24 protein-coding genes are annotated in these 24,380 nt (G+C 38.8%); 4 read left to right on the top strand and 20 right to left on the bottom strand.

The window, feature by feature from the left end; all coding sequences use genetic code 11:
* Positions 1-149 precede the first annotated feature (149 nt).
* The 3 genes from ytxJ to FCJ93_RS17650 are packed head-to-tail and all read right to left on the bottom strand — an operon-like array spanning position 150 to position 1,439.
* Complete coding sequence (gene ytxJ / locus FCJ93_RS17660) at positions 150-479, bottom strand: bacillithiol system redox-active protein YtxJ (RefSeq protein ID WP_095312755.1); 330 nt, start codon at positions 477-479, stop codon at positions 150-152.
* 28 nt (positions 480-507) lie between these two features.
* Positions 508-954, bottom strand: coding sequence for a YtxH domain-containing protein (locus FCJ93_RS17655; RefSeq protein WP_328592010.1), 447 nt, complete (start codon positions 952-954; stop codon positions 508-510).
* Between the two features lie 17 nt (positions 955-971).
* Positions 972-1,439, bottom strand: coding sequence for a DUF948 domain-containing protein (locus FCJ93_RS17650; protein ID WP_095312753.1), 468 nt, complete (start codon positions 1,437-1,439; stop codon positions 972-974).
* 225 nt (positions 1,440-1,664) lie between these two features.
* Between FCJ93_RS17650 and FCJ93_RS17645 the strand changes: the two genes are divergently transcribed.
* Positions 1,665-2,780 carry an aminopeptidase gene (locus tag FCJ93_RS17645; RefSeq protein WP_095312751.1) on the top strand — a complete coding sequence of 372 codons (1,116 nt, stop codon included), beginning with the start codon at positions 1,665-1,667 and terminating at the stop codon, positions 2,778-2,780.
* A 240-nt stretch (positions 2,781-3,020) separates the two neighbouring features.
* Here FCJ93_RS17645 and murC read toward each other — a convergent pair whose 3' ends face one another.
* From murC to FCJ93_RS17605, 8 genes are all read right to left on the bottom strand, one after another.
* Positions 3,021-4,319 carry a UDP-N-acetylmuramate--L-alanine ligase gene (gene murC / locus FCJ93_RS17640; RefSeq protein ID WP_137744295.1) on the bottom strand — a complete coding sequence of 433 codons (1,299 nt, stop codon included), beginning with the start codon at positions 4,317-4,319 and terminating at the stop codon, positions 3,021-3,023.
* A 591-nt stretch (positions 4,320-4,910) separates the two neighbouring features.
* Complete coding sequence (locus FCJ93_RS17635) at positions 4,911-7,325, bottom strand: DNA translocase FtsK (RefSeq protein ID WP_137744294.1); 2,415 nt, start codon at positions 7,323-7,325, stop codon at positions 4,911-4,913.
* A 271-nt stretch (positions 7,326-7,596) separates the two neighbouring features.
* Positions 7,597-8,394 carry a DUF1444 domain-containing protein gene (locus FCJ93_RS17630; protein ID WP_137744316.1) on the bottom strand — a complete coding sequence of 266 codons (798 nt, stop codon included), beginning with the start codon at positions 8,392-8,394 and terminating at the stop codon, positions 7,597-7,599.
* Between the two features lie 122 nt (positions 8,395-8,516).
* Positions 8,517-8,831, bottom strand: a complete 315-nt coding sequence (locus FCJ93_RS17625) for a thioredoxin family protein (protein WP_095312745.1) — start codon at positions 8,829-8,831, stop codon at positions 8,517-8,519.
* On the bottom strand, positions 8,828-9,853 hold the full coding sequence (locus FCJ93_RS17620; protein ID WP_137744293.1) for a PTS transporter subunit IIC: 1,026 nt from the start codon (positions 9,851-9,853) through the stop codon (positions 8,828-8,830). The genes FCJ93_RS17625 and FCJ93_RS17620 overlap by 4 nt, the downstream gene beginning before the upstream one ends.
* Before the next feature lie 251 nt (positions 9,854-10,104).
* Entirely contained in the window at positions 10,105-10,614 is a 510-nt protein-coding gene (locus FCJ93_RS17615; protein WP_095312741.1) for a hypothetical protein, read from the bottom strand.
* A 67-nt stretch (positions 10,615-10,681) separates the two neighbouring features.
* Positions 10,682-11,200: a DUF84 family protein gene (locus FCJ93_RS17610; protein WP_095312800.1), complete on the bottom strand. Its 519-nt coding sequence runs from the start codon at positions 11,198-11,200 to the stop codon at positions 10,682-10,684.
* A 44-nt stretch (positions 11,201-11,244) separates the two neighbouring features.
* The gene (locus FCJ93_RS17605; protein WP_137744292.1) at positions 11,245-12,312 is read right to left on the bottom strand and encodes a M42 family metallopeptidase; all 1,068 of its coding nucleotides are present in this window, start codon (positions 12,310-12,312) and stop codon (positions 11,245-11,247) included.
* 242 nt (positions 12,313-12,554) lie between these two features.
* On the opposite strand from FCJ93_RS17605, the gene FCJ93_RS17600 reads away from it, so the two are divergent.
* A complete protein-coding gene (locus tag FCJ93_RS17600; RefSeq protein ID WP_095312737.1) occupies positions 12,555-12,869 on the top strand; it encodes a PepSY domain-containing protein in 315 nt (104 codons plus the stop codon).
* Between the two features lie 155 nt (positions 12,870-13,024).
* Here FCJ93_RS17600 and FCJ93_RS17595 read toward each other — a convergent pair whose 3' ends face one another.
* Complete coding sequence (locus tag FCJ93_RS17595) at positions 13,025-13,864, bottom strand: YtnP family quorum-quenching lactonase (protein ID WP_095312735.1); 840 nt, start codon at positions 13,862-13,864, stop codon at positions 13,025-13,027.
* A 404-nt stretch (positions 13,865-14,268) separates the two neighbouring features.
* Positions 14,269-14,907 carry a tRNA (guanosine(46)-N7)-methyltransferase TrmB gene (trmB, locus tag FCJ93_RS17590; protein ID WP_095312733.1) on the bottom strand — a complete coding sequence of 213 codons (639 nt, stop codon included), beginning with the start codon at positions 14,905-14,907 and terminating at the stop codon, positions 14,269-14,271.
* 175 nt (positions 14,908-15,082) lie between these two features.
* Between trmB and FCJ93_RS17585 the strand changes: the two genes are divergently transcribed.
* On the top strand, positions 15,083-15,352 hold the full coding sequence (locus FCJ93_RS17585; protein ID WP_095312731.1) for a YtzH-like family protein: 270 nt from the start codon (positions 15,083-15,085) through the stop codon (positions 15,350-15,352).
* Between the two features lie 360 nt (positions 15,353-15,712).
* Here FCJ93_RS17585 and FCJ93_RS17580 read toward each other — a convergent pair whose 3' ends face one another.
* The 4 genes from FCJ93_RS17580 to thpR form a co-directional block, all read right to left on the bottom strand.
* On the bottom strand, positions 15,713-16,498 hold the full coding sequence (locus tag FCJ93_RS17580) for a phosphotransferase family protein (RefSeq protein ID WP_095312729.1): 786 nt from the start codon (positions 16,496-16,498) through the stop codon (positions 15,713-15,715).
* A 324-nt stretch (positions 16,499-16,822) separates the two neighbouring features.
* Positions 16,823-17,767 carry a diacylglycerol/lipid kinase family protein gene (locus tag FCJ93_RS17575; RefSeq protein WP_095312726.1) on the bottom strand — a complete coding sequence of 315 codons (945 nt, stop codon included), beginning with the start codon at positions 17,765-17,767 and terminating at the stop codon, positions 16,823-16,825.
* A gap of 23 nt (positions 17,768-17,790) precedes the next feature.
* Positions 17,791-18,750: a nuclease-related domain-containing protein gene (locus FCJ93_RS17570; RefSeq protein WP_095312724.1), complete on the bottom strand. Its 960-nt coding sequence runs from the start codon at positions 18,748-18,750 to the stop codon at positions 17,791-17,793.
* A 147-nt stretch (positions 18,751-18,897) separates the two neighbouring features.
* Positions 18,898-19,458, bottom strand: coding sequence for an RNA 2',3'-cyclic phosphodiesterase (gene thpR / locus FCJ93_RS17565; protein WP_095312798.1), 561 nt, complete (start codon positions 19,456-19,458; stop codon positions 18,898-18,900).
* Positions 19,459-19,634: 176 nt separating this feature from the next.
* On the opposite strand from thpR, the gene cysK reads away from it, so the two are divergent.
* A complete protein-coding gene (cysK, locus tag FCJ93_RS17560) occupies positions 19,635-20,570 on the top strand; it encodes a cysteine synthase A (protein ID WP_095312797.1) in 936 nt (311 codons plus the stop codon).
* A gap of 368 nt (positions 20,571-20,938) precedes the next feature.
* On the opposite strand, the gene pepV is transcribed toward cysK, so the two are convergent.
* Genes pepV through FCJ93_RS17545 form a run of 3 tightly spaced genes read right to left on the bottom strand, consistent with a single transcriptional unit; the run spans position 20,939 to position 24,231 of the window.
* Complete coding sequence (gene pepV, locus FCJ93_RS17555; protein ID WP_095312795.1) at positions 20,939-22,333, bottom strand: dipeptidase PepV; 1,395 nt, start codon at positions 22,331-22,333, stop codon at positions 20,939-20,941.
* 21 nt (positions 22,334-22,354) lie between these two features.
* Positions 22,355-23,524: an ABC transporter permease gene (locus FCJ93_RS17550; RefSeq protein WP_170211346.1), complete on the bottom strand. Its 1,170-nt coding sequence runs from the start codon at positions 23,522-23,524 to the stop codon at positions 22,355-22,357.
* On the bottom strand, positions 23,524-24,231 hold the full coding sequence (locus FCJ93_RS17545; protein WP_095312720.1) for an ABC transporter ATP-binding protein: 708 nt from the start codon (positions 24,229-24,231) through the stop codon (positions 23,524-23,526). Before FCJ93_RS17545 ends, FCJ93_RS17550 begins: the two co-directional genes overlap by 1 nt.
* Between the last annotated feature and the right edge of the window lie 149 nt (positions 24,232-24,380).

Genomic DNA, 24,380 nt, shown 5'->3' with positions numbered 1-24,380 from the left:
ACACAAAAGTGAAAAAACAAAGGTTTTTCACGAACTGAGCCAAAAATCATCAGAATCATCTAAACATAGCCCAAAAATAAAAGAGGGGAAGAAACATGAGTCATTGTTCTTCCTCTCCTTGTTGTTAGTGAAACTTAGTTTGTTAATGACTAAATTTCGCTTTCTACTGCTTTCGCTAAGGTTTCCGCGGTAATTTTCCAATGTGATGCATGCCATGCAACATTCTCTTGATTAAATAAAATCGCTTGCGGAGACTCGTGTTTTACATGAAATGTTTCAGCAATATGATCCGATAATGGACGTGCCTCTTGCACCGCCAAATAATAATAGTCTATCTCTCCATAGTCATTTGCAAAGCTTTCATATTCCTCGAACGCCGCCTGGCTAATTGGGCATGTTAATGAATGCTTTAATAGGAAAAAACGACGGTTTTCTTCCAATAATCGAGCGAATTGTGCAACAGATTCCAATTTTTCCATTTCCTTTCCTCCAACATAAGCAACCATTTTAATGATTTAATTGATGTTCCGTTTCATCAAACGCTTTTTTTGTTTCTTCTAATTTCATTTGAATATCAGTTTGCCCACCTTCAGAAACCATTTCACTTTGATTTGTTTCATTAGTGTTCGCAATTTTTAATCCTTTCACCTTACTGATGAATTGATTTGATTGTTTGGACACCGATTGTCCAATCGCACTCGTCTTTTCTTTTGCAGCCTCAGCTAATTCTGATCCTTTCGTTACCGCTGTTTCTCGAAACTGATCTGTTTTTACTTTAATTGTGTGGGCTTGTTCTGATAAATTACTTCTTATCTCTTTCCCAGACTTTGGAGTGAGGAATAGCGCAGCTGCAGCGCCAACAATTCCTCCGATGAAAGCCCCGATTAGAAAATCTTTTGTATTTATCCCGTTATCCATCTTCTCATTTTGTTGATTTTCGTTGCTTGACATCATTAAAAACCTCCTAGAGTTTAGTTGTCCCTTTCCCTTACCCTCACCAGCTTCTCTTCAGAAATCGGTTCAGACTTTGCTTTCTTTGCCGCCCATTTCTCCCTTAATTCAAGAAGTACTTGTCCCCACTGAATAACTTGTGAAACCTTATCTTTATTTTGCTCAACTTGCCTGTCAAAAGATGAAGTGACATTTTGTAATGATCCACCAAATTTTTTTATCGAGCTCCCCACATCTTTGACCGCATCAACAACCCCATTAAGGCTCTCTGATTTTTTCTGGAGATCCTCGGCCAGCCCATTCGTCTTCGTTAATAATTCCGTTGTTTCCCTTGTTACCCCTTCTAACTGTTGCTCTAAACCTGTCAACGTTTTAGATACACTATCCAACGTTACTTGCAACGATTTCAATGTCCTCCCAATAAAAAGGACTAAAATTAAAAAAGCAATTGCAGCGATTGCTGCACTTAAGTAAAGAATAATTTCCAAAAAGGAGCACCTCCACTAGCATCCATCTGTCTTCTGTTCTATCTATTCCCTCTATAAGAAAATCTTAACATAAAAGTGAGCTTGTTTCAGGTATGATGAATGGAATTTATTTAGGAATTTGCTAATTCTTATAACAAAAGGGATAAAAAAGGGTAAAATAGATATGATTTCCCAGCGTTTAAATTAAACGCCGGCAAATACCAAAACAAAACGGGGGGATTAACTTTGAAAGATCCACGAATTGGAACATTAGCTAAAAATCTGATTAACTACTCTATAAAATTACAAAAAGGCGAAAAGGTACTGATCGAAAATTTTGGATTACAACGCGAGCTCGTTACAGCTCTCGTAGATGAAGCATATAAAGCTGGTGGCTACCCTTTTGTATTATTAAAAGACTATATTGTTGATCGCTCTCTTCTTCTCGGTGCCAGCGAAGATCAATTTAATCTGATCGCAGATTTTGAAGCAAATGTCATGAGCAAAATGGATGCATACATAGGATTACGATCAGGTGACAACATCAATGAATTAGTCGATGTTCCAGATGGCAAAAAGAAAATCTTTGGCTCTACGATTGGAAAAAAGGTTCATAGTGATATTCGTGTTCCTAAAACAAAATGGGTTGTTCTTCGTTATCCAACATCTTCAATGGCTCAGCTTGCCAAAATGAGTACAGAAGGGTTTGAAGATTTCTACTTTAAAGTGTGCAACTTGGATTATGGAAAAATGGATCAAGCGATGGACAATCTTGTGGAACTAATGAATAAAACCGATAAGGTTCGCATTACTGGACCAGGCACAGACCTGACCTTCTCAATTAAGGATATTCCAGCGATTAAATGTTCTGGGCAAATGAATATTCCAGATGGAGAAGTCTATACAGCACCTGTGCGCGACTCTGTTAATGGAGTTATCACGTATAATACTCCTTCCCCTTACCAAGGCTTCACATTTGAAAACGTGAAGCTTACATTTAAAGACGGAAAAATTATTGAGGCTACATCCAATGATACAAATCGAATTAACCAAATTTTTGATACAGATGAAGGAGCCCGATATATTGGGGAATTTGCCATTGGTGTAAATCCGTATATTTTACATCCAATGCAAGATATTTTATTTGATGAAAAAATAGACGGAAGCTTCCATTTTACCCCAGGTCAATGCTATGATGATGCCTTTAATGGCAATCATTCTAATATTCACTGGGATATGGTCAATATCCAAAGACAGGAGTATGGCGGCGGAGAAATATACTTTGACGACGTCTTAGTTCGAAAAGACGGTCGCTTTGTTCTCCCTGAACTTGAATCATTAAATCCAGAAAACTTGAAATAGCTTAACGCCACAGATCGACTAACATTAGGATCAAACCTAAGCGATCAAGAAGCTCAAAGCTTTTCAAGTAAACCATTTCGGAAGTGAAACTTTACCTTCCTCTATAATCGCTTCGTAAAAAAATTGTCGCTCAAACGATTATCCTGTGTGAAACCAGGGTTTACACAAAATAAACCAAAACACCGATATTAACGCAATAAAAAGCTGATTTAGAATTTCTTAAATCAGCTTTCCTTTTTCCTAAACTAAACTTTTTTCATAAGCACTTTGGAATTTTTGAATATCACCAGCACCCATAAAGATAATGACGCTATCGTCATATTCACTCAAAACGGCTGTTTCATCCTCATTAATAATTTCAGCGTCTGGAATAATTCCTCTTAAGTCTTCAATGGATAGCTGACCATGATTTTCCCTCGCCGAACCGAAGATTTCACATAAAAAGGTTTTGTCCGACAAATTTAAGCTTTCCGCAAATTCATTTAAAAACGTTTGTGTTCTTGTAAATGTATGTGGCTGGAAGACAGCTACTATTTTTTTATCTGGATATTTTTTCCTCGCTGAATTAATGGTTGCTCTGATTTCCGTTGGATGATGGGCGTAATCATCAATTAATATTTGCGTACCAATTGTTTTTTCTGTAAAGCGACGCTTCACACCTTTGAATGTAAGCAATTGCTCCTTCACAACATCCGCATCAATTTCTTCATAGTGACATAAGGTAATAACAGCAAGTGCATTCAAAATATTGTGATCACCAAAGGTGGGGATGGAAAAAGTATCATAAAAGGTGTTGCGAATAAAAACATCGAAAGTAGTGCCCTCTTTTGTTGTTTCCACATTTCTAGCTTGAAAATCGTTTTCTTCTCCAAATCCGTAGAAAAGCACTGGTACCTTTGCTTGTATTTTTTGCAACTGTTCATCATCACCGCAAGCAATGATTCCTTTTTTGACTTGAACCGCCATTTCTTGAAACGCAGAAAAAACATCCTCGATATTGGCGAAATAGTCAGGATGATCAAAATCAATATTTGTCATGATGCAGTAGTCAGGAAAATAAGATAAGAAATGGCGGCGATATTCACAAGCCTCAAATACGAAGAATTCAGCTTCTTTATTGCCTTTCCCTGTTCCATCTCCAATCAAAAACGATGTTGGTTTTGCGCCACTCATCACATGGGCAAGTAATCCAGTTGTGGATGTTTTGCCATGGGCGCCTGTAACACCAACGCTCGTAAAGCTTTGCATAAATTGTCCTAAGAAACGGTGATAACGTATCACCGGCAAACCTAATTCCATTGCTCTGACAATTTCCTCATGCGTATCTGGAAAAGCATTTCCGGCAATAATCGTCATACCCGGCTTAATATTATCCTCTTGAAAAGGAAGAATTTTGATCCCGGCATCCTCAAGTGCTTTTTGTGTAAAAAATCGCTTTTCATAATCTGAACCTTGAACTTCTAAATTCATATCATGGAGAATTTGTGCAAGAGCACTCATTCCTGATCCCTTTATCCCTACAAAGTGGTAAATTGTCATATAAGAACCTCCAACCATCTTCTACCTGTAAGGCTGTTCAATTGTTTAAACAGCAGTTACAAAGTTGCCATTAATATATACTCAGGAATTTACTTCAAAATGATAAACGAACCTATCATTTTCTAAACTTGGTTCGCTTTAATCGCTATGAGATTGTTCCTCTTTATTCACCGTCATGCTGTACAATATCGTCCATAAACCAGCGACCTTTCTGCTGGAATGGCATGAACGAAGACGGAAGCACCTACCCTTTTAGTCGGAGTGAACCATCATCATGTAACAACACAATTGTTAAAAAGAACCATTCTGTAAATCAGTATATGAGTATGACTAAATTTTGCTTCATTTATTAGGGTGTACCTGAAAATATCCCAATCTGTCCATATAGAATCATGCTAGTATTTATGTATATTCAACAAACTCATGTTGAATATTATAGCACCAATTGTTCATAAAAACTATGGAACAAAAGGGAGTTCTTTTCGTCGTCTATCCGACAGGAGCTTTTTTCTTTATTATAAAACAAAGGCTCTATTCTCAAACATAGACAAAGATAGAAAGTACCTGCAGAAAAGAGCCATTGTTTTTCAACTATTCCTCTTGCAGTAATTCAAGCTCAGATTCGGTAATTAATACATCTCTCGGTTTACTTCCACGTGCTTCTGATATCAATCCCTGTTCCTCCATCATATCAATCAGCCTTGCTGCGCGGTTATAACCGATCTTAAATTTACGCTGGAGGCTTGAAGTCGATGCTCCACCTTGTTCAACAATGAATTCACATGCTTCGTAAAACAGCTCATCCTCTTCCTCGGTGACAACTGCTTTTCGCAATAATTCCTCTTGTTCGAACAAATATTGCGGCTTTTGCTCTCTTCGTACATGGGCAACGATCGAGTCGATTTCTGCGTCGGAAACATAAGTCCCTTGCAGACGGACTGGTTTAGATGAACCATTTTCTAAAAATAGCATATCTCCACGACCAAGCAACCTTTCCGCCCCGCTAATATCAATGATTGTTCTAGAATCAATTTGCGAAGAAACAGAAAAAGCGATTCTTGTTGGAACATTTGCCTTTATTAACCCTGTAATAACATCAACCGATGGTCGCTGTGTCGCAATGATTAAATGGATCCCACACGCCCGGGCCTTTTGTGCAATACGGCAAATCGCTTCCTCAACTTCTGCTGGGGACATCATCATTAAATCTGCTAGTTCATCTATAATAATGACGATATAAGGAAGCTTTACAGCATAATTTTGTTCTTCCTCAGCTATCTCATTAAATCGGGTAATATCACGAACCCCAGCATGAGCGAATAGCTCATAACGTCTCTCCATCTCCTCAACAGCCCATTTAAGCGCGGCTGTAGCTGCCTTCACATCCGTGATAACAGGACTTACAAGATGCGGAATTTGATTATATGGCGCAAGCTCAACCATTTTTGGATCAATTAGCAATAGTTTCACTTCATTAGGATTCGCTTTATATAATAAACTAACGAGAATCGAGTTGATACAAACACTTTTCCCTGAACCCGTTGCCCCAGCAATTAATCCATGAGGCATTTTCCTTAAATCTGTAACAATTGGTTTCCCTGATATATCAAGACCTAACACTGCTGTTAAAGGTGATGTGGAAGCTGCAAATTCATCACTTCCAATAATCTCACTAATGAACACAGGGCGGCTCGTTTCATTTGGCACCTCCACTCCGATCATATGCGTTCCAGGGATCGGCGCTTCCATCCGAATATCTTTCGCTGCCAAACTAAGCTTAATATCATCAGCAAGATTGGTGATTTTATTTACTTTCACCCCCGGCTCGGGGTGAACCTCAAACCTCGTCACTGATGGACCTTGAGTGACGTTGACCACACTTGCTCTTACATTAAAATGAAAAAGCGTTTCATTTAACTGTTGTTCCTGAAGTTCCAGCCATTCCCGATCAATGTTTTTAAAAACAGGAGGCTTTAACAGCTCAAATGAAGGGAAGACATAATACTCTTCATTCATATCCTCTTTCTCATGTATTTCTTGCTCAACGCTTGCGCTAACCTCACGAATTGAGCTTGCTGCTTCCTCTGCTATCGCAGCCCGTTCCGCAAGCTTTCGCTTATCCTCTTTTAACATAATGACATTGAAAGGAAGATGAGATCTTCTCTTGGGTTCAGGTGCTTTTGCTTCCTTGCAAGAATCTTCTTCGGTTTCTTTTTCCGTTTCCTCTTCGATTTCTACTTCGATTGCTTTTTCTATTTCTTCTTCGGCGAACTCGTCGTCCGTTTCAACTTCCTCTGTAAAAGAAAGCTCCTCACTCTCTTCATCAGCGCTGCTTGGAGAAAGCTCCGATTGTTCAGCTAACTCATTGTCCGCAAACTGCTGGACTTTTTCTTGTATGCTTATTTCCTCATCTTTAAATATTTCGGTATTTATGTCGACAGTCTCTTCCCGCTTTAAACTGGCTTCCCGTTTTTGTTGATCATTCACTTCTTCATTATTTTCAATCGGTTTTTCTATTGACTCTCTTGATTCTTTTTTCGCGTCCTCTTGTTTTGCTGCAATCGCTCCCGCTTCTATCCGTTGAGGTGCTGAAAAGCCTTCTAATTCAAATTCAACTGGAGCGGTCCTTTTCGGATGCTTTTCGAAACCATAAATGGGTGAAGGGATTTCGGTTGGACGAAACGGCCGATTTGAAGGTGAGCTTTTCTTTTGCACTCGATCATGGTTCACCCGAGTAGTTTCAACATTTCCAACCGCTGAATTTCGCCGTGTTTCCCTTCGTGTACCCGCTGGTTTGCGGGGAGCATTTCTCTTTCCATCGCTTTTTCTTATTTCTTTCCGTTCCTCATCTGGAATTAAAGGAAAGCGAAATTGGCCCTTAGGATATTGATAAATTACTTTAGCATCCACTTCTCGATTTCCCTCATTTTTAGTGGGGACGTGTTCATCTATGTATTCATCTTCCTCACTTTTAAAAAAATGAAATAGTTTTTTAAACCAACTCAAAATAAATCACTCTTTCTAATCCTAATATCAAAAAAATAGTTTGGAAGATTTGTTGATTTTCTTAAGTATCAGAATCGAAATATCAACATCTTAGTATAACTCCTATTTTTATTTTAGCAATAAAAATAAAAAATTCGAGACAAATATGAAGGAAAGGTTCGAATTACCTGCTTAATGTTTAAAATTTCCTTTAAATTTTTCAGAGCCCTCACGCGCACACTAAATAAAGAAAAAAGGGTCGCTGTCTCCTCAGTCGAACCCTTTTTAACCATTATTCTTTCTCCTTATTTTTCCCTAAAATAAAAATCGGTTCTAATTCCCCATTTTCATATAAAAAGGAAAGAGCTGTAATCGGAACCCTGCCACTTGCAAAAAAGCTCATCGTCATCTGCGCTAAAATATCATAGCCTGTATCATTTTGAATATCGGCAATAATGAGCACGTCTTGATGGGGCACTGCTACCGCCATCGTCCCTGACACTTGCTGCTCCATTTCTTTCAAAAATGATTCATTTAAAATGCGGCTGGCATCATATCCATCATTTTTATTTAAAAAATAATAAATATTTCCAGCTACTACATCTCGTTTCAAATCAGTTGGTAATGACCGCACATTAAATAACGCAATCTCTTTTAGGCGATTTTTCTCCCAGCCTTCTTTGTCAATTAGCTTCTGATCAATTAAACGGTACGTCTTATCTAAATCAAGGGCATAATAGATTCTCGTTTCTGCAGTATGTTCATCATACAACAGTTCCACGTCGTCTGCAGAAACGGTAGGAAACGATGTTGAGCGAATCACAGGGAAAATTCGTTTTTCATGGCCTTCAAGTGAAAGCGGTTCAACCATCGCAGAAAGTCCTTCTTCAACATAATAAACGACAGCATCAATTGCTTTCTCTTTCTGTTCTTCCCACTTTCCGACGATTCCAGGAAGGGAAATTGTAATCCCTTTTCCTGTTTTTTTATTTTCGATTCTTAATTGGTCATTCTTTTTATCATAAGTAAACGTCCGTTCAGGACTTTGCAGTCTTTTTTCTAGTTCTCTTTTCATTTTAATACTGTCCATTTTCAACTTCTATTCCTCCCCAGATTTAGGAGTCTTTTAAATCCCAATCTCATTTATTTTACAATAAAAAGGCCTCCATCTCAAAGATGGAGGTTTCAAGTTATCCAATGCTCACGTTCAATTTACGCAAGCTCTTCGATAAACTGTTCAATTTCTTCTTTTGTTTTTCGATCTTTACTGACAAAACGGCCAAGTTCTTTTCCGTCCCCATAGGCGATAAAACTTGGGATGCCGAAAACATCCACTTGTGCGCATAAATCAATAAACTGATCGCGATCCACATAAATAAACGTGTAATCCTTGTACTTTTCCTCAATTTCTGGCAAAAATGGGTCAATGAATCGACAATCAGGACACCAATCAGCTGAAAACATGAAAATATGTTTTCCTTCATTACGGAATTGTTCAAATTGCTCTAAACTTTCTAGCTTTTTCATCTTTTTGCTCCTTCTGTTTGGATAAACAGGTCACCTGCTTTTATCCAACCTTTTTTTCTCATATACTCTGATATTAACAAGCTAATGATTGCAGGTCCAATTATATGCAGCAAGAGGACTTTCATAATCACATCAGCACCGAAGCCCATCGTTGTAAAGGTCATAATTTGACCTACGAAGCCACTAGTCCCCATTCCCGCTCCTGCTGCATTATTATGTAATATCAGAACAGTCGTCCCAATGGGGGCTAAAATCGCTCCTGCGATCGTTGGAGGAATTAAAATCCTTGGATTTCTTATAATATTGGGAACCAACAGCATTGAGGTGCCTATTCCAACTGCGACCAGACCACTCCATTTGTTCTCACGATAGCCACTTACTGCAAAACCAATCATTTGCGCTGCACAACCAATCGTCGCTGCTCCTGCTGCCAGTCCATTTAAATCAAGCATTAAAGCAATTGCAGCACTAGAGATCGGTGCTGTCAGAGCTAGCCCCATCAAAACAGCAACAATGACCCCCATCATAACAGGTCTTTGCTCCGTTCCCCACATAATTAAATTTCCTAAACCCTTCATAAACGAATCGACTACTGGCCCAACAAAATAAGCGGTAATATAGCCCGCTACTATTGTCACTAGTGGAGTGACGATAATATCAATTTTTGTTTCCTTACTCACTAATTTACCAACTTCTGTTGAAATGACAGCTGCTACAAAGCTTCCTGCTGGTCCTCCTCCTAAAGAAGCCCCTGCTGCTCCGCTCACAATTGCTGCAAAAATGACGAGTGGAGGAGCGCCTAAACCATATGCGACAGCTACTCCAATAGCCGGTCCCATAAGACCCATAGCTAATGCTCCCATATCGGTCAAAAAAGTTATATGGAGCTGCTCTCCAACAGTATGGATTATTAAACCAATGATCAGCGATGAGAAAAGCCCAAGAGCCATGTAGCTCAAAGCATCAATAAAATAAACTTTCGGTGATAGACTGATTCCTTTTTTATATAAATGTTCTCTCATTCTTCCTGTCCCCTCTCCTATCATACACACCTGTCAAGACACTTGTATATGATACCTATTTTAGCCTTTACTGAAATAAAAGGGAACTACTTTTTTATTATTCCATACGAGAGAGCTATTATGAATCTTACAAATTGCCGATTCCTGTTCTCCCAACAGTAAATGTAAACACGAACTACGAAATCCTTATTTCTTACACAAAAAAAGCCGTGCCATTTTCAGCTTGGGTGCTGACGATGGCATGGCTTTTTCTAACTTTTAAAGTGAACAGAGTTAGCGATGTGCATCATCGCTTCTGCTTCAGCAGCTAGATTCTTTGTCTTAACTTCACTTGTAATCTTTACTCCGCCAATTCCGACGGTCACTTCATTTTCTTTTTCATTCAATCTTTTTACAAGCAAATAACCCAATTTTCCTTCTTCTGTAAAACGCTCGTCCAAATCAAATTCCTTTTGTTGCAATGTAGCGTTTAAAACTACCTCACTGCTCGCATCTTCTTGAAGATTATAAAATAAAATATAGGTCTTTGCCCCGTTTTTTAAAATGATATTATTGGCCGATTCCTCTTTCACCTCGAAGCCAAATGGCAAATGATATTGAATTTCTTTATTTTCTTGATTTCTTTTGTTCGCTGCCCCTTTAAATGCTTCCTCAACTGCTTCACTCGCTTTTGTCTGCTCTTCTTCAAAAGAAGCGGAGCAGCCTGCAAGAAAAATGAGCGCCATCACAAAAAGCAACAATGCTTTATCGTGATTTTTCATACCTTTTTTCCTCCTTGATTAAAGCACAGCACAAGAATAGCCATATTAAATGCTTAGCGACACGAACTCAACCCTTTTTCTTTTTGCTAAACTCGTATTGACCTAGCAGAAGCATCATAACATGGGAAAACATTTCTGAGCGATTGACTCTACCACTCGAAAAAATACCTATTGCTCCTTCTTGCTTGCGAATATTCTCTTTTTTTGTGTACTCGTCCATAACAGGCCCCAGTTCCTCACCATTTCTTAAGCGCGCAGCAACCTCTTTAGGAAGCGGGATTCTTGCCCCACCAGCAATAAAAGGGGACTGTCCATGAACAGCTAACGCCCCCCAATTGCACAGAAAAAGTTGATCTCCATGCTCTTGTACGCCTCCTTCGAGACCAATGCCAATATCCCCTTTCCCCTCTTTCAAGGCTGCTGAAGCACGATTTATTGCACCTCTAATCGTTTCTTCATCTGAAAAAGGCTGAGCCTTAACGCCTGAATCTGTGTCCAGCATTTCAAACTGTACCTCGTACCCTGCAAAAGCAGATTGCACCGCCTTTATTTTTGCTGGATTTTTTGTACCGATTACTACTTTCATAGCTGTTCGTCCTTCTTTCAAAAAATCGTCTTCACCTGTGAAGGTTAACTATTTTCTTTTATGGTAGCTACTGTCGTTTGATCGCATGATATCACTAACTTAATCAATAATTCCTTTGCCGCTGCATAGTCATCCACATGAATAATGGAGGCGTGGGTATGAATATAACGTGAACAAATTCCCACTACTGCACTTGGAACCCCTTCATTTGTCAAATGAACACGACCTGCATCCGTTCCTCCTGGAGACACGAAATATTGATAAGGAATCTTGTTTTGCTCAGCAGTATCAAGAATAAATTCTCTCATCCCGCGGTGGGTAACCATGGAACGATCCAAAATTCTTAATAACGTTCCCTTCCCTAATTGGCCAAATTCCTTTTTATCACCTGTCATATCATTTGCCGGACTTGCATCTAATGCAAAGAAGATATCCGGTTTAATCATCGTTGCGGCTGTTTGCGCCCCTCTGAGGCCGACCTCTTCTTGAACAGTTGCCCCAGAATAAAGCGTGTTGGGCAGTTCTTCGTCCTTAAGCGCTTCAAGTAACTCAATGGACAATCCACAGCCATAGCGATTATCCCAAGATTTTGCCATAATCTTTTTCTCATTTGCCATTGGAGTAAAAGGACAAATTGGCACAATTTGTTGTCCCGGCTTAATGCCGATTTTGATTGCATCTTCTTTATCATCTGCACCAATATCAATCAGCATATTATTCATTTCCATCGGCTTATTTCGCTTCGCTTCATCTAACAGATGGGGAGGAATAGAACCGATAACACCGATAACAGGTCCGTGATCCGTGATAATCTGCACACGCTGTGCTAATAAAACTTGGCTCCACCAACCTCCTAATGTTTGAAAACGAAGCATTCCATTGTCAGTAATAGCCGTTACCATAAAACCAACTTCATCCATATGTCCTGCTACCATAACAGTAGGACCGTTCCCTTTTCTTACCCCGAATACTCCACCTAGCTTGTCTTGAACTATTGCATCACTGTATTTAGACAACTGTTCTTTCATAAATTTGCGTACCATATGCTCATTACCAGGAGCACCTGGCAATTCGGTTAATGTTTTAAATAAAGCCTTCGTGTTTTCGTTCATCGTTTCGACCTCTTCTCCATGTTATGTAAATTCACGCAATAACAATCACCTTGATATCACTTTTTCGCCATCGTGAAATTGAGTGTATACCTTTTATTTTACAGAAGTCTCTTTCGACTTACCACCTCCCGTACTTCGTTTAATAAAAAAAGGGATGAAAATCTCTAAAGGGAATGCTTTTTAATTTATCTGTGTTGATGATATGATGGTTAAAGAGCACTTTTTTGAGAGGAGGCCTATCATTGAATTGGAAATCTTTCTTCTTAGGACTTAGCGTGGGAGTTGTAAGTGGATTCGCTGCAAAGCAAATTTTAGATGCAAATGCCTATGTATCTCCTGAAAAGGCATTAGCCAATGCCAAGGAACTATTTAAACAATCTGGGCCGATTAGCGGCTCATGGATTCAAATGAAAACAGAGCCTTATGAAAAACAAAATTTAAGTTATACCGTCTACAAAGGTGGAATCTCCCGATTTACAGAGGAGAGCATGGAGCAATATGAATTCATTGCTGACGCTGCAACTGGGAGTATTATTGAGACGGTACAACTCGTTTAGACTTAACTATTCCGATACAAAAAGACAAGTGAAATAATGCGCCATTTCTTCACTTGTCTCTGATCTTTTTTTATTACGATGAACAAAAGTATTATTCCCACAAATAGATGCAAGCTTCTCGCCAGCGGGGACATAACAACCTTTTTAAAATGCGCTTACTCTGCTCTTTTGACTGTTGCAACTAATTCATTTTCTCCATTCCATTTTACTGCCCGATAAATAGCATCATGATAAAAAGTAAACCAAGCCTTTTGTGATAAGCCAAATTCAAGCCATTTTTCTTTTGCATGTATGGAAATCATTGGATAATCATCATAAGCCATGACCCATAGAACATTTTGATGAGCATGGGTTGGCATAATATCAGCCATATGCAGTGCCGTCTCTCCCCCATCTTGAAGGATGATAATCGAATGGCCGTCACTATGTCCGCCCGTATGAACCATTCTGATTGGACCGTACTTCCACTCGTTCTCAAATGTTTGTACTTGTTCTTGAATTGGTTGCCAGTTTTCTTTCCAATATGTATTCCTTGAACGGATATTCGGTGCCCTCATTTCATCCCATTCGACTTTAGATGTAATAATCTTACTGTTTGGAAAAACAGAAACAAATTCTTCATCATTCCGTTTCGTTAATCCATTGGCATGATCATAATGCATATGGGTCATGAGCACATAATCAATATCTGCTGTTGTCATCCCCAGTTTCTTTAATGACCACTCTATTGATGATTCTTCCGTAACGCCAAAATTCCTTTTTTGTTTATCTGTTAACTTTCCTACACCAATTCCTGATTCAATTAAAAAGGTTTCACCATTTCCTTGAATTAAAATCGGATCTGTTCTCAATGGAATTTGGTTATTTTCATTATGGGGATACTTCTTAGCCCATAACGGTTTCGGAACTACGCCAAACATTGCACCACCGTCAAGATGCGTAACTCCTCCACGAAGCCATGTCAATGTATATTCTCCAATTTGTAACGTTTCCATTTAATTCCCTCCCTTACAAAATATCTTACCATTTGTTTAATATTTAGAAAACTTCAACCTTAGACAAGCTATTCCAGCCCCTTCGAATTGTTCCTAAGAGAGTCATCTGCTAGCAATCATACCCATCAAGGTACAGACTTTTTCGCGGCGGGTGGCAACAATTTACCCACAACCGTGAAAGAGAGTATTATCAAATATCCGGAATGGCGAATTCAGGTCCATTTCGTTTGAAACCTTGGTTTCAGAAAGAAAATGAACCTAAAATCAACACGGTCATATCACAAAGCCAAATAGAAGAAAAAGCTGTTCCTTCCAATGGGAACAGCTTCAAAGGGACGGCCCCCATATATATGATAAATTTTGTACGCTATTGCAATCGTCTATAACCAAAGAAACAACATGACTTAGCGATATTGAACCTCACATCTATATATACGACTGCCTTTTTGTGAGAACTTCTCTTCGTACTCGGTCATAATATTACCCTCAAAATCACTATTATGAAGATCAAGACTTACATATTTTAATAATAATCCATACTCTGAAAAGCTCATCAGCGAAAATTCAAACAGTCCTTGATTATCTGTTTTAAAATGAATCTCGCCATTGTCGACAAGAATTTCTTCATAGAGCTTTAAAAAGCTTTTATACGTTAAACGTCTCTTTGCATGACGAGTTTTGGGCCAAGGATCAGAAAAATTTAAATACACGCGACTAACATCACCCTTCGCAAAGTACTCGGTTAATTTTTCACCATTAACATTTAAAAGCTTAAGGTTCGGGATATCAGCTGCAATTAAACGATCAAGTGCAGAAACAATGACACTCTCATATAGCTCAATCCCAATATAATTAATATCTGGATGAGCCTTTGCCATTTCCGTAATAAAACGACCCTTTCCAGTTCCAACTTCAATATGAAGCGGTTGTTCCTTTTCAAATACCGCCTTCCAATTTCCTTTATATTGTTCTGGTGAAGAGATAACATGCTGTGGATGTGAATCCAACATTTCTCTCGCCCATGGTTTATTTCGTAAACGCATTTGGACACCCCTAAAATCTAAAATAAATATTCGTACAAACAATATCATTAAGAAGGACTTCACGCAAGTAAAAATAGTATGCAACAAGCCGCTACAGTGAATAAACAAGAAAAGGAATTCACATGCTAGATGTGAATTCCTTAATAAATTTGGATTTGTCGAAAGGGTGGACAAGGTGCCATTAAATCAACAAGATCAGCTTCAATTACTGAAAGATATATTAAGCAATCATCAAGTTGATTGCTGCGGGTCTATCGCAGAGCTCGAACAATTAGAACGACTAGTAAAATCATTAATGACCGCTTCAAATGTGGACAACGAAGTGCTTGAACAAATTTACCACTACAGCCAAAATGGAATTAACGCAAGCAATTTAGATAACCATATCGAATCGCATCAACAGCAATTATCCCAGTGGGTAAACGAAGTCGAAACTTTTTCGTAAGCAGTTTCTTTCTAAAAAAGGCATTATGAACCAATATTGTATGCGCTAATTTCGTATGAAATCAAGGTTTCACATCCTTTTCAGCTATGTTGAAAGGTCCTCTGATTCCATGAAATGAAAGGTGAAAATGAGCAAAAATCAACACGGATATATAACAAAGCTTAAAGCCAAAAAATTATTAATTGATTCTGTCTCATTCACCGACCGTGCATTTCTTAAAGCGGCAGAGTAGGTTGGACCAACTCATATAGTGAAAAGTCCGTATCATGTTCAGCCAGAAAAACAGTTAAACCCAAGAATGCTCGAAAATCAACATTCTTGGGTTTTTAATGTCGCGATATTTACTGAAAAATGAACTTATTAGACAACATTGCCTAATATATCATGAATAACCGCAAGCCATTTTTCAACTTCTTCCGTTCTTTCCTTGTTTTTTGACCACTGAACAGTCGACAAGGTTTGAGCAATAAAATACCATTTCAACCGTAAGCGCAAGTGATCATTGAGTGTAATTCCATAAAGACGAACCCAATCCTGCCATTGCTTCTCCGGAATATACCAATAAAGAAGCATGCTTAAATCAAGAGCAGGATCACCAATCATCGCTCCATCCCAATCGATTAAATATAATTGATTGTCTTTTGTCAACAACCAGTTGTTGTGGTTGACATCGCCATGACAAACAACCTGAAGATTAGATGGAATATTAGGAAGCTCCTTCTGCAAAAATTGCAATGATGAATGAACGACAGGATGCCAAAGAAGCTCTTGATCCAAAGCTTTTTCTACTGATTCCAGAAGATAACTTGGCTGCAACGGGTTTTTCCCCATTCGTCGCAGCATGCCAAGAAGAGGATCAGAACCATGTATTTTTTGCAGTAACTTTGCAACTCTCTCCCCGATCATTTCGGGCGGCTTCAATTCTCTACCCTCTAACCATTGCTGAGCAGTTATAACATCCCCGCTCTCCAATCTCTTTGTCCAAATAAGCTTTGGAACAATTCCTTCTGCTGATAAGACGGCCAGAAACGGTGAGGAGTTTCGCTTTAAGAAAAGCCGCTGTTCTTCATGTTGTGCAAAAAACGCTTCACCCGTTGCCCCTCCAGCAGGGACAATTTCCCATTCTTGTCCAAATAAGTGTTCCAAAATTGTTCACCTTCAGTAAATTGACTTCATAATGCCGATCATTATGAAATTAATTAAGTAATAAAACGTATTACAAGTTCAGTACGAATAAAAAAGACAGCTACTGATACGAATCTACAATAGCTATCTTGTGCAAGCTTCATCATAAATGAAAGCTAATTGAAAAACAATTGTTTTTAACTTTACACCATTCATTTCAATTTAGCATAAATCATTAATCCTTTAAATTTTATCTCCAAATACCAATTTCCGTCAAGTCCCCTGTGAAAATTCAACCATTCCTATTTTTGTTACTCTTCATTACCAAAGCAATCTATAACTCTCTCAATCTACTTTTTTTGTTAGCAATGGCATTGCTTGATGATGAACAGTAATCTGCATGGGGCTTTCCCCAATGTATTCTCCATCTGCATGGGCATAAAACGGGGATCTCGATTGAACTGTAAGTTGTTTACCAACCAATTCTTTTACTTCTTTAAACTTTGTATGTCCTCCCCAAAACACGGTAATAAAAACAAGGAAAAACTTCAGCCTAGAGAGGTTTTGTACAATCGTTACATTCAACAGACCATCGCCAACATCAGCCTGCGGAGAGATTTTCATCCCCCCTCCATAATAAGGCTGATTTGAAACGGTCACAAACCAAGCTTTCTTATAATGGAGCTTTTTTCCATCAATCACAATATTCACATCACTGCATTGAAAAGAAAATATTTTTTTCATAACAAAGTATGCATACACTAAATTGCCTAAATGAAATTGATTTAAAAATCTTTTAAGACGTGAAGAGTTGGCCACCTTCGTTATTAAAGCATCAAATCCGACACCCATATTATTGATAAAGTACGTGACATCGCCCTGTTCATTTTTGATTTCACCGATATCAGCAAGGAAAGGTCGGGTTTTGGCCCGTTCTGAAATAAACTGCAATGCCGCAAGCGGATTTTTAGGAATACCGTATCCTCTTCTAAAATCATTGCCCGAACCTGCTGGGATCATGCCAATCATGGCATTACGAGCATTAGCGGCACCATTAATAACCTCATGTAAGGTGCCGTCACCACCAATTGTAACAATCATAACCAAATCTTCAGCATCTGTACCATTAAGCAACGCTCCGACAATTTCTGCAGCATGCCCTCGATATTCTGTAAACGCTGCATGAAAAGGAATTTGCTCTAAAGTAAGCTGTTTCTGAACCTTTTTCCACACTTTCATGGAGTAACCATTCTTTGCTTGAGGATTAATGATAAAATGGATGCTGTTCATTTACTCAACCTACATTTTCCTGATTATTCTTGTTCTGATTCTATTTCCCACTCCGGCCTGCGAACACTAGTGGTTTGACAATAATTTAGCAATGCCTGGGCTGCTTTTAATTGAATATGCTTTAATGGTGAACGCTGCTTTCTCATCGTCTGAAACCATTTTTCATAATTTCTTCTCTCAATAAACTTCGTATCATACGGGGCAGATGGATAATCGATATAGCCATTGCGGGTTAAAACCACCTTATGAATCGGCAACTCAATTCCATATCGACTTAAAATGTTTTTCGTTACTTTTTCAGTTCGGTTTAGTGCTAGTAAAGGATTCAAAACTTTTTGTTCTTGCTCCTGATTACGTTTAATCCAGAAGTGATCATTGGAACCGACAAAGACCGCCCGCTCTTCTTCCTCTAAAAAAGTGATACACCAAACATCCGTTGGGGTTATGAGAATAATTTCCACTTCCACTGGTGCGGTTTTTAAAAGAAAAATAGGATGAAACAAGACAAGGACTGTATCCGGAAACCTTTGTAAAAAATACTTCAAGCGCTCATTATGATAATAGCTCTTGCTTACAAACGATTGCTCCGCTAACGTTGTGCTGGCCCATTTTAATTGGAAGGTAAAAAGCTGTTCCAAAAAGCTTCTTTTTAAATCCTCCAATGTACCTGGTTGTATCGCCAGTGTTGGCGTAAATGAAAATGAGCTGACCGGAGTCTCTTGCTCCTCAAGCACTTCCTTTTCCACTTCTTTTTCTCTCTTTAAAAAGCCTTTTATCCGATTAAAAAAAGGTTCTTTCTCCTCTTCATACCATTCCGGAACTAACGGCTCTTCCTCGCGTTCCAGCGGAATTTCACCATTCTCCCATGCGTTCTTCAATTTATCCCATTGCTGCGTTTTCAAGCTGACAAACCGGGAGGGGTATAAGAAAATATCTTGCTCATATCTTGAAACATAGTCTTGTAACTTTATTAACTGACCCATTTTTACCATCCTTACTTCTAAAGCAATATTATCCTATTTTAAGTTTTTGTTATATGTCGGTGTTGATTTTTGGCTCATTTTCTCTGATTCCATGAAACCAAAGTTTCATACGAAATAAGCCAAAAATCGTTTTACCAACGATTCTATTTAACAAAGCTTATTTAAAAAGAAAGATTCCTTTATTTCATATTTAGGAGTCTGTTCTACATGTGTTTCGTATAAAACGATTTCATTTGCTTGAAATGTAAAAGGGACGTTTCCTGTTAAAAATACTTTCGAAAAAGGTTGTTCACCCTGCCATTTTCGCGCGAGAGTTATATGTGGTTGAAACTCTCTTGTTTCAAGTTTGAATCCCGCCTGTATACATGATTGATATACTGAATTTCGCAGTTGCAGCAGCTTTTCTTCTTTTTCTAACCGCGCCCAGAAAATTCTCGGAGAATCGCCCTTACCAAACACTCCAAAGTCTTGAATCGTTAAGGAAAAAGGGGAATGTATGGTAAGTTCCCTTGCAACATTAGTTAACGATGCTTCAAGCTGTTCCTTAGTGGCGCTTCCTAAAAAGGCTAAAGTAATGTGATAGTCCTCTTCGTGCACCCAGCGATTAAAAGGCAGTTCATTCCGTAACCGATCAGAAGTTCGCATCAAAAATGCCTTCGCATCTTGCGGAAGCTTTAAAGCGTAAAAAAAATGTGGGGTTCTTTCCATTATATCGTCCTTTCTTTGAAACATTAAATGTATTTTCTATTCTTTTCATCATAACCACCTAAAAAATGATAATCAACCCAGTTGCCCGGAATAGTATGTTTTCGATATGATAAGGGAGAAATTCGTTCATAATAGACAGTGATGGAATCATGATCGATTTGAGAGAGGAAGATTTGATGAAATTCGTAGAAAATATTGCTGATTTAATCGGCGATACCCCAATGGTAAAATTAAATCGCCTTGCTCCTGAAAATGGGGTAGATGTGTATTTAAAATTGGAGTTTTATAACCCCAGTCGTAGTGTAAAAGATAGAGCTGCTTATAATATGATAGTTGCGGCAGAGAAAAAAGGGTTGCTGAAAAAAGGAGCAACTATTATTGAGCCAACGAGTGGGAATACAGGCATTGGCTTAGCAATGAATGCTGCCGCAAAAGGTTATAAAGCGATTCTCGTCATGCCTGATACAATGACCAAAGAACGGATCAATATTTTAAAAGCATATGGTGCGGAGGTTGTGCTTACTCCTGGTGATGAAAAGATGCCAGGCTCGATAAAAAAAGCGGAGGAATTGGCAGCAGAAATTCCAAACAGCTTCATTCCCATGCAATTTGACAATGAAGCAAACCCTGATGCCCATCGACATTCAACTGCTTTGGAAATCATTGATGCGATGAAAGAGATTGGAAAACCGCTCAAAGCATTTGTTGCCACCGCAGGAACAGGTGGTACAATTACGGGAACAGGAGAAGTTCTCAAAGAGCATTATAAAAATATGCAGGTACATGTCGTCGAACCAGCGGGTTCACCCGTACTATCGGGTGGAAAACCGGGAAGACATAAGCTTGTTGGAACAAGCCCTGGCTTCATTCCAAACACATTGAATCAAGAGGTATATGATAAGATTCACCAAATTACCGATGATGATGCTTATAAAATTACCCGTCTCCTTGCAAGCAAGGAAGGTATTCTTGTTGGACCATCATCTGGCGCCGCCTGCTTTGCAGCCCTAGAAGTAGCAAAAACTTTAGAGCCTGGTACTGCAATCGTCTGTATTGCCTGTGACACAGGAGAAAGATATTTATCAAGCGATTTATTCCGTTTTGAACAATAAAAAAATCGACTTCTCAAAATCCATTTCCCACAAATTTTTGAGAGAGCATACAGATAACAACGAGCTTCGGAACTCCCCCAAAATATTCTTCATTAGATGAGCTTTGGGGAGGTTCCGAGCCAAAATTATGGGAAGCCGCTTGCTCCGAAACTGACCCATTTCCATTTCGAGTGTCAACAAGACGTAGGCCCGAGTTTAGGTTTTGTCATGAGTTGTCCTAAACGTAGCAGCTGTCCGTCAGCATATTTTAAGTATTCATGAAAAAATATAAAAGGAAGTGGAGTAAGTGAACCGTTTTACCCCACTTCCTTTATTTTAGAAGCTTATTGGATAGCCCCTGTGCATCTTAAGGTTCTATCAGCTTCTTTTTATTTGGCAAGCTCATAAATGGCGTGCGCATAAATAGCGGTTGCCTTAAGTAAATCTTCGATAATCATGTACTCGTCCTTTTGGTGCGCAATATCCGGTCTTCCCGGAAAAAGCGGACCAAATGCAACACCCGATTTCAACGACCGGGCATAGGTACCACCACCGATCGCAAGAAGCTCTGCTTTCTCTCCTGTCTGTTCCTCATAAACCTTTTTTAATGTATGTACTAAGAAGTCCTGCTCGTCCACATGATGCGGCTTCGAATCGGAAAAATTATCGATCTTGAATCCTTCAACAGTCAACTTCGCTTCCAACTTAACGATGGTTTCTTCCAAGTTTGTTGTAACTGGATAGCGCATATTAAGACCCAATCTGCCGCCATTTTCTAGATCATAACTTAATTTGCCGACATTGATCGTTAAATCTCCCGTAATGTCATCAGAATAGGCAATTCCCAATGCACGTCCACGAGAATCTTGATAAAAATAAGCAGAAACAAAATGAACAAAAGCAGCAGCTTGCTTATCGAGCTCGAGACTTGAAAGAAATTTTGCTAACATAAGACCTGCGTTTTTCCCTTTATCTGGTTCCATCCCGTGAGCAGAAATTCCTTCCAATTCAAACAGCAAACCTTCCTTTGTATTCGTATGCTTACCTGTCACATCGTTGTCCTTTAAAAAATCTTCAAAGGAACTGATTATTGGTGCAGGATTTCCAGAAATAGTAATAACCGCTTTGGCATAATCAGGAACCATATTGTATCGTCTCCCTGATTCAAAAGAAAGCAATTCATTTCCTACTTTCTCATTTGTTGAGAGTGGCTTTTGTACGAGATCATAGTCAGCAATTCCTTTCTCAGCATAAATGATTGGAAAATCAGCATCTGGAGCAAATCCACATGTCGGCATTTCCTCATGCTTAAAATAATGATCAACACAGCGCCAATTGCTTTCTTCATCAGTTCCAATAATCATACGTATCCTTTTGGTTAGCGGCAATTTTAATTCTTTCACAATTTTCATGGCATAGTAAGCAGCCATTGTTGGGCCTTTATCGTCAATTGCTCCACGGGCGAAAATCTTTCCATCTCGAATGTCAGCACCAAATGGATCACTCGTCCATCCGTCTCCTTCTGGAACAACATCGACATGGCAAAGGATTCCGATTAGCTCATCCCCCTGTCCAAACTCAAGATGTCCTGCTAAATTATCCACATTTTTAGCAATGAACCCATCTTTCTCCCCAAGCTCAAGCATGAACTGCAATGCTTCCTTAACCCCTTGACCAAGCGGTGCATCTTCCGTTGCACTGTCCTCATCTAATAAACTTTTGATTTTCAATAAATTTTGTGTATCCTCAATAAGTGACTGTTTTCGTGCTTGCACTTCTTTCATCCAATCCAATTTAATCCCTCCTCAAGTTCCTAAAAAGTTAAATGCGAGCAAGCCTATAGTAATGGGAATCGCAACGATTATGATCGCTACTACATACAATACCGTAATTGTTCGCTTTCTAGCAGCAAAATACGCATCATGCTCTTGATATTTTTTTGTAAAGGGATGAGATAAAATAATTCTCTCCCAAAGACCAGCCAACCAACTCCACATCATCAATAAAAATCCACCTAAGATGATACACTTAATCCATAATGGTGGAATAATTAGAACAGCCGCTATCGTAACTGAACAAATTTGAAAATAAGTCATAATATGGGAGCTATTGCGGATAAACACTTTGACAAACAATTCAACAAACCCATTAACTGCCGTTCTGTTCTTAAAAATACGTCGTGAATTTCGAAACAACCATGGTCGTTTTCTTGTGATCACCTTCGTTTTTTCAATATCATAGGACATTTGAAAGATCATATTAACAAGCTTCTGCTTCTCTTCATTTTCAATTAATAATTCGGCTTCCAACGCGGAATTCTTCTTTAATAACGGAAAGTAAAGAAGAAGGGCCGCACTCCCAATCACAACAGCGAACAACATCATCATTAATGAATGATTTTCCCAAAGGCGAGAAAGTGCCTGAGCTCCCCAACTTACAACGATAAAAAATCCAATTGTTAAAAAGATTCTAACCCATTTTCCTTCAATCTTTTTAATATGAAACTTAATATACATGATCATGTACTTGATCGATAATAAAAACAAAAAATATGAACCGACATGAATCGATGTTAACTGATAATGTTGAATGATAAAAGGAAGCAAAAGAGCAATTGTAAGTAAAGTAGAAAGTGCCTGAAACAGCACTGAATAACGAAATCCCCATTTTTTTAATCCGTAAAACAATTCCCTTTTCTTTACTAAAAAAACCTTATCTGCACCATCAACATAAGTTCGGTATGTACCTAGCCAAGTAAATAAATAACCTGCTACAAAAAATAACTCTATTGGCATCCATTGAATCCACGTAGGGGCTCCTTCTATCCACCAAGAGCGATAAATAACGATGAACGCGACAATAGCAGGAATGATGAGATAGAGCCAAATTGTCCAATCAGCTATTTGACGAAAGATTTTAATCTGATAATACCAATTTTGAAATAAGCGGTGACGGAAAATTTTGAAGCTGTTCATCATTCTGTTTCCTCTGCAATTTTATGAAAGCAGTCAAATAGTGAGCCACCTACAAGTCCGCACTGCTCCTGTATTTCCACTAATGTCCCTGATGCTTCGAGTCTCCCGTTATTAATGAGGAGAAAGCGATCACAAACCTTTTCCGCCGTGTCCAATACATGTGTAGACATTATAATCCCAGCCCCACGTTGTCTTTCTTCCTCAAGAGAGGCGAGGAGGAGCTTCACTGCACTTGGATCTAAACCAATAAATGGTTCATCGATTATGTAAACAGCAGGCTTCGTAACTTGAGCGAGAATAAGCATCGCTTTTTGCTGCATTCCTTTTGAAAAAGTTGCCGGCAATTGATGGGCGGCCTCATGTAATTTATACAAACGAAGGAGCTCGTTCACTTTCATTTGATATTCTTGCTCAGCTAGTTCTTCAACTGCTGCAACAAAATCCAGATGCTCCCACAAAGTCATTTCATCATAAAAAATCGGTCGCTCGGGAATATAGGAATATTTTTCTGGTAGTTGAAAGGTCGCTTCCCCTTGCAAGTATTCCATAAGGCCAAGAATCGACTTTATCGTAGTGCTTTTTCCAGCTCCATTCGGACCGATGAGCCCGATTAGCTCACCTTTTTCCAGTGAAAATTTAATATCTTTAATAATTGCTTGCTCTTTTTCGTATCCAGCTTGAACAATATCAACAGTCAATAGACTCAAAATGCTGCACCTCCTATCAATACATACGAATGAGTCTTGAAAAAGTTTGCATGAATTAAGAAATTAAGAAAGCAAAGCTGACAACGGAGCCCTGTTCACTTTCCAATAACCGAAATTAGTAATCTTTTGACTTCCTCACTAGTTTACAG

The organism is Robertmurraya siralis, assembly GCF_005502275.1.
In the GTDB taxonomy this organism is placed as follows: Bacteria; Bacillota; Bacilli; order Bacillales; family Cytobacillaceae; genus Robertmurraya; species Robertmurraya siralis.
This window is presented reverse-complemented; position numbering and strand designations above follow the sequence as displayed.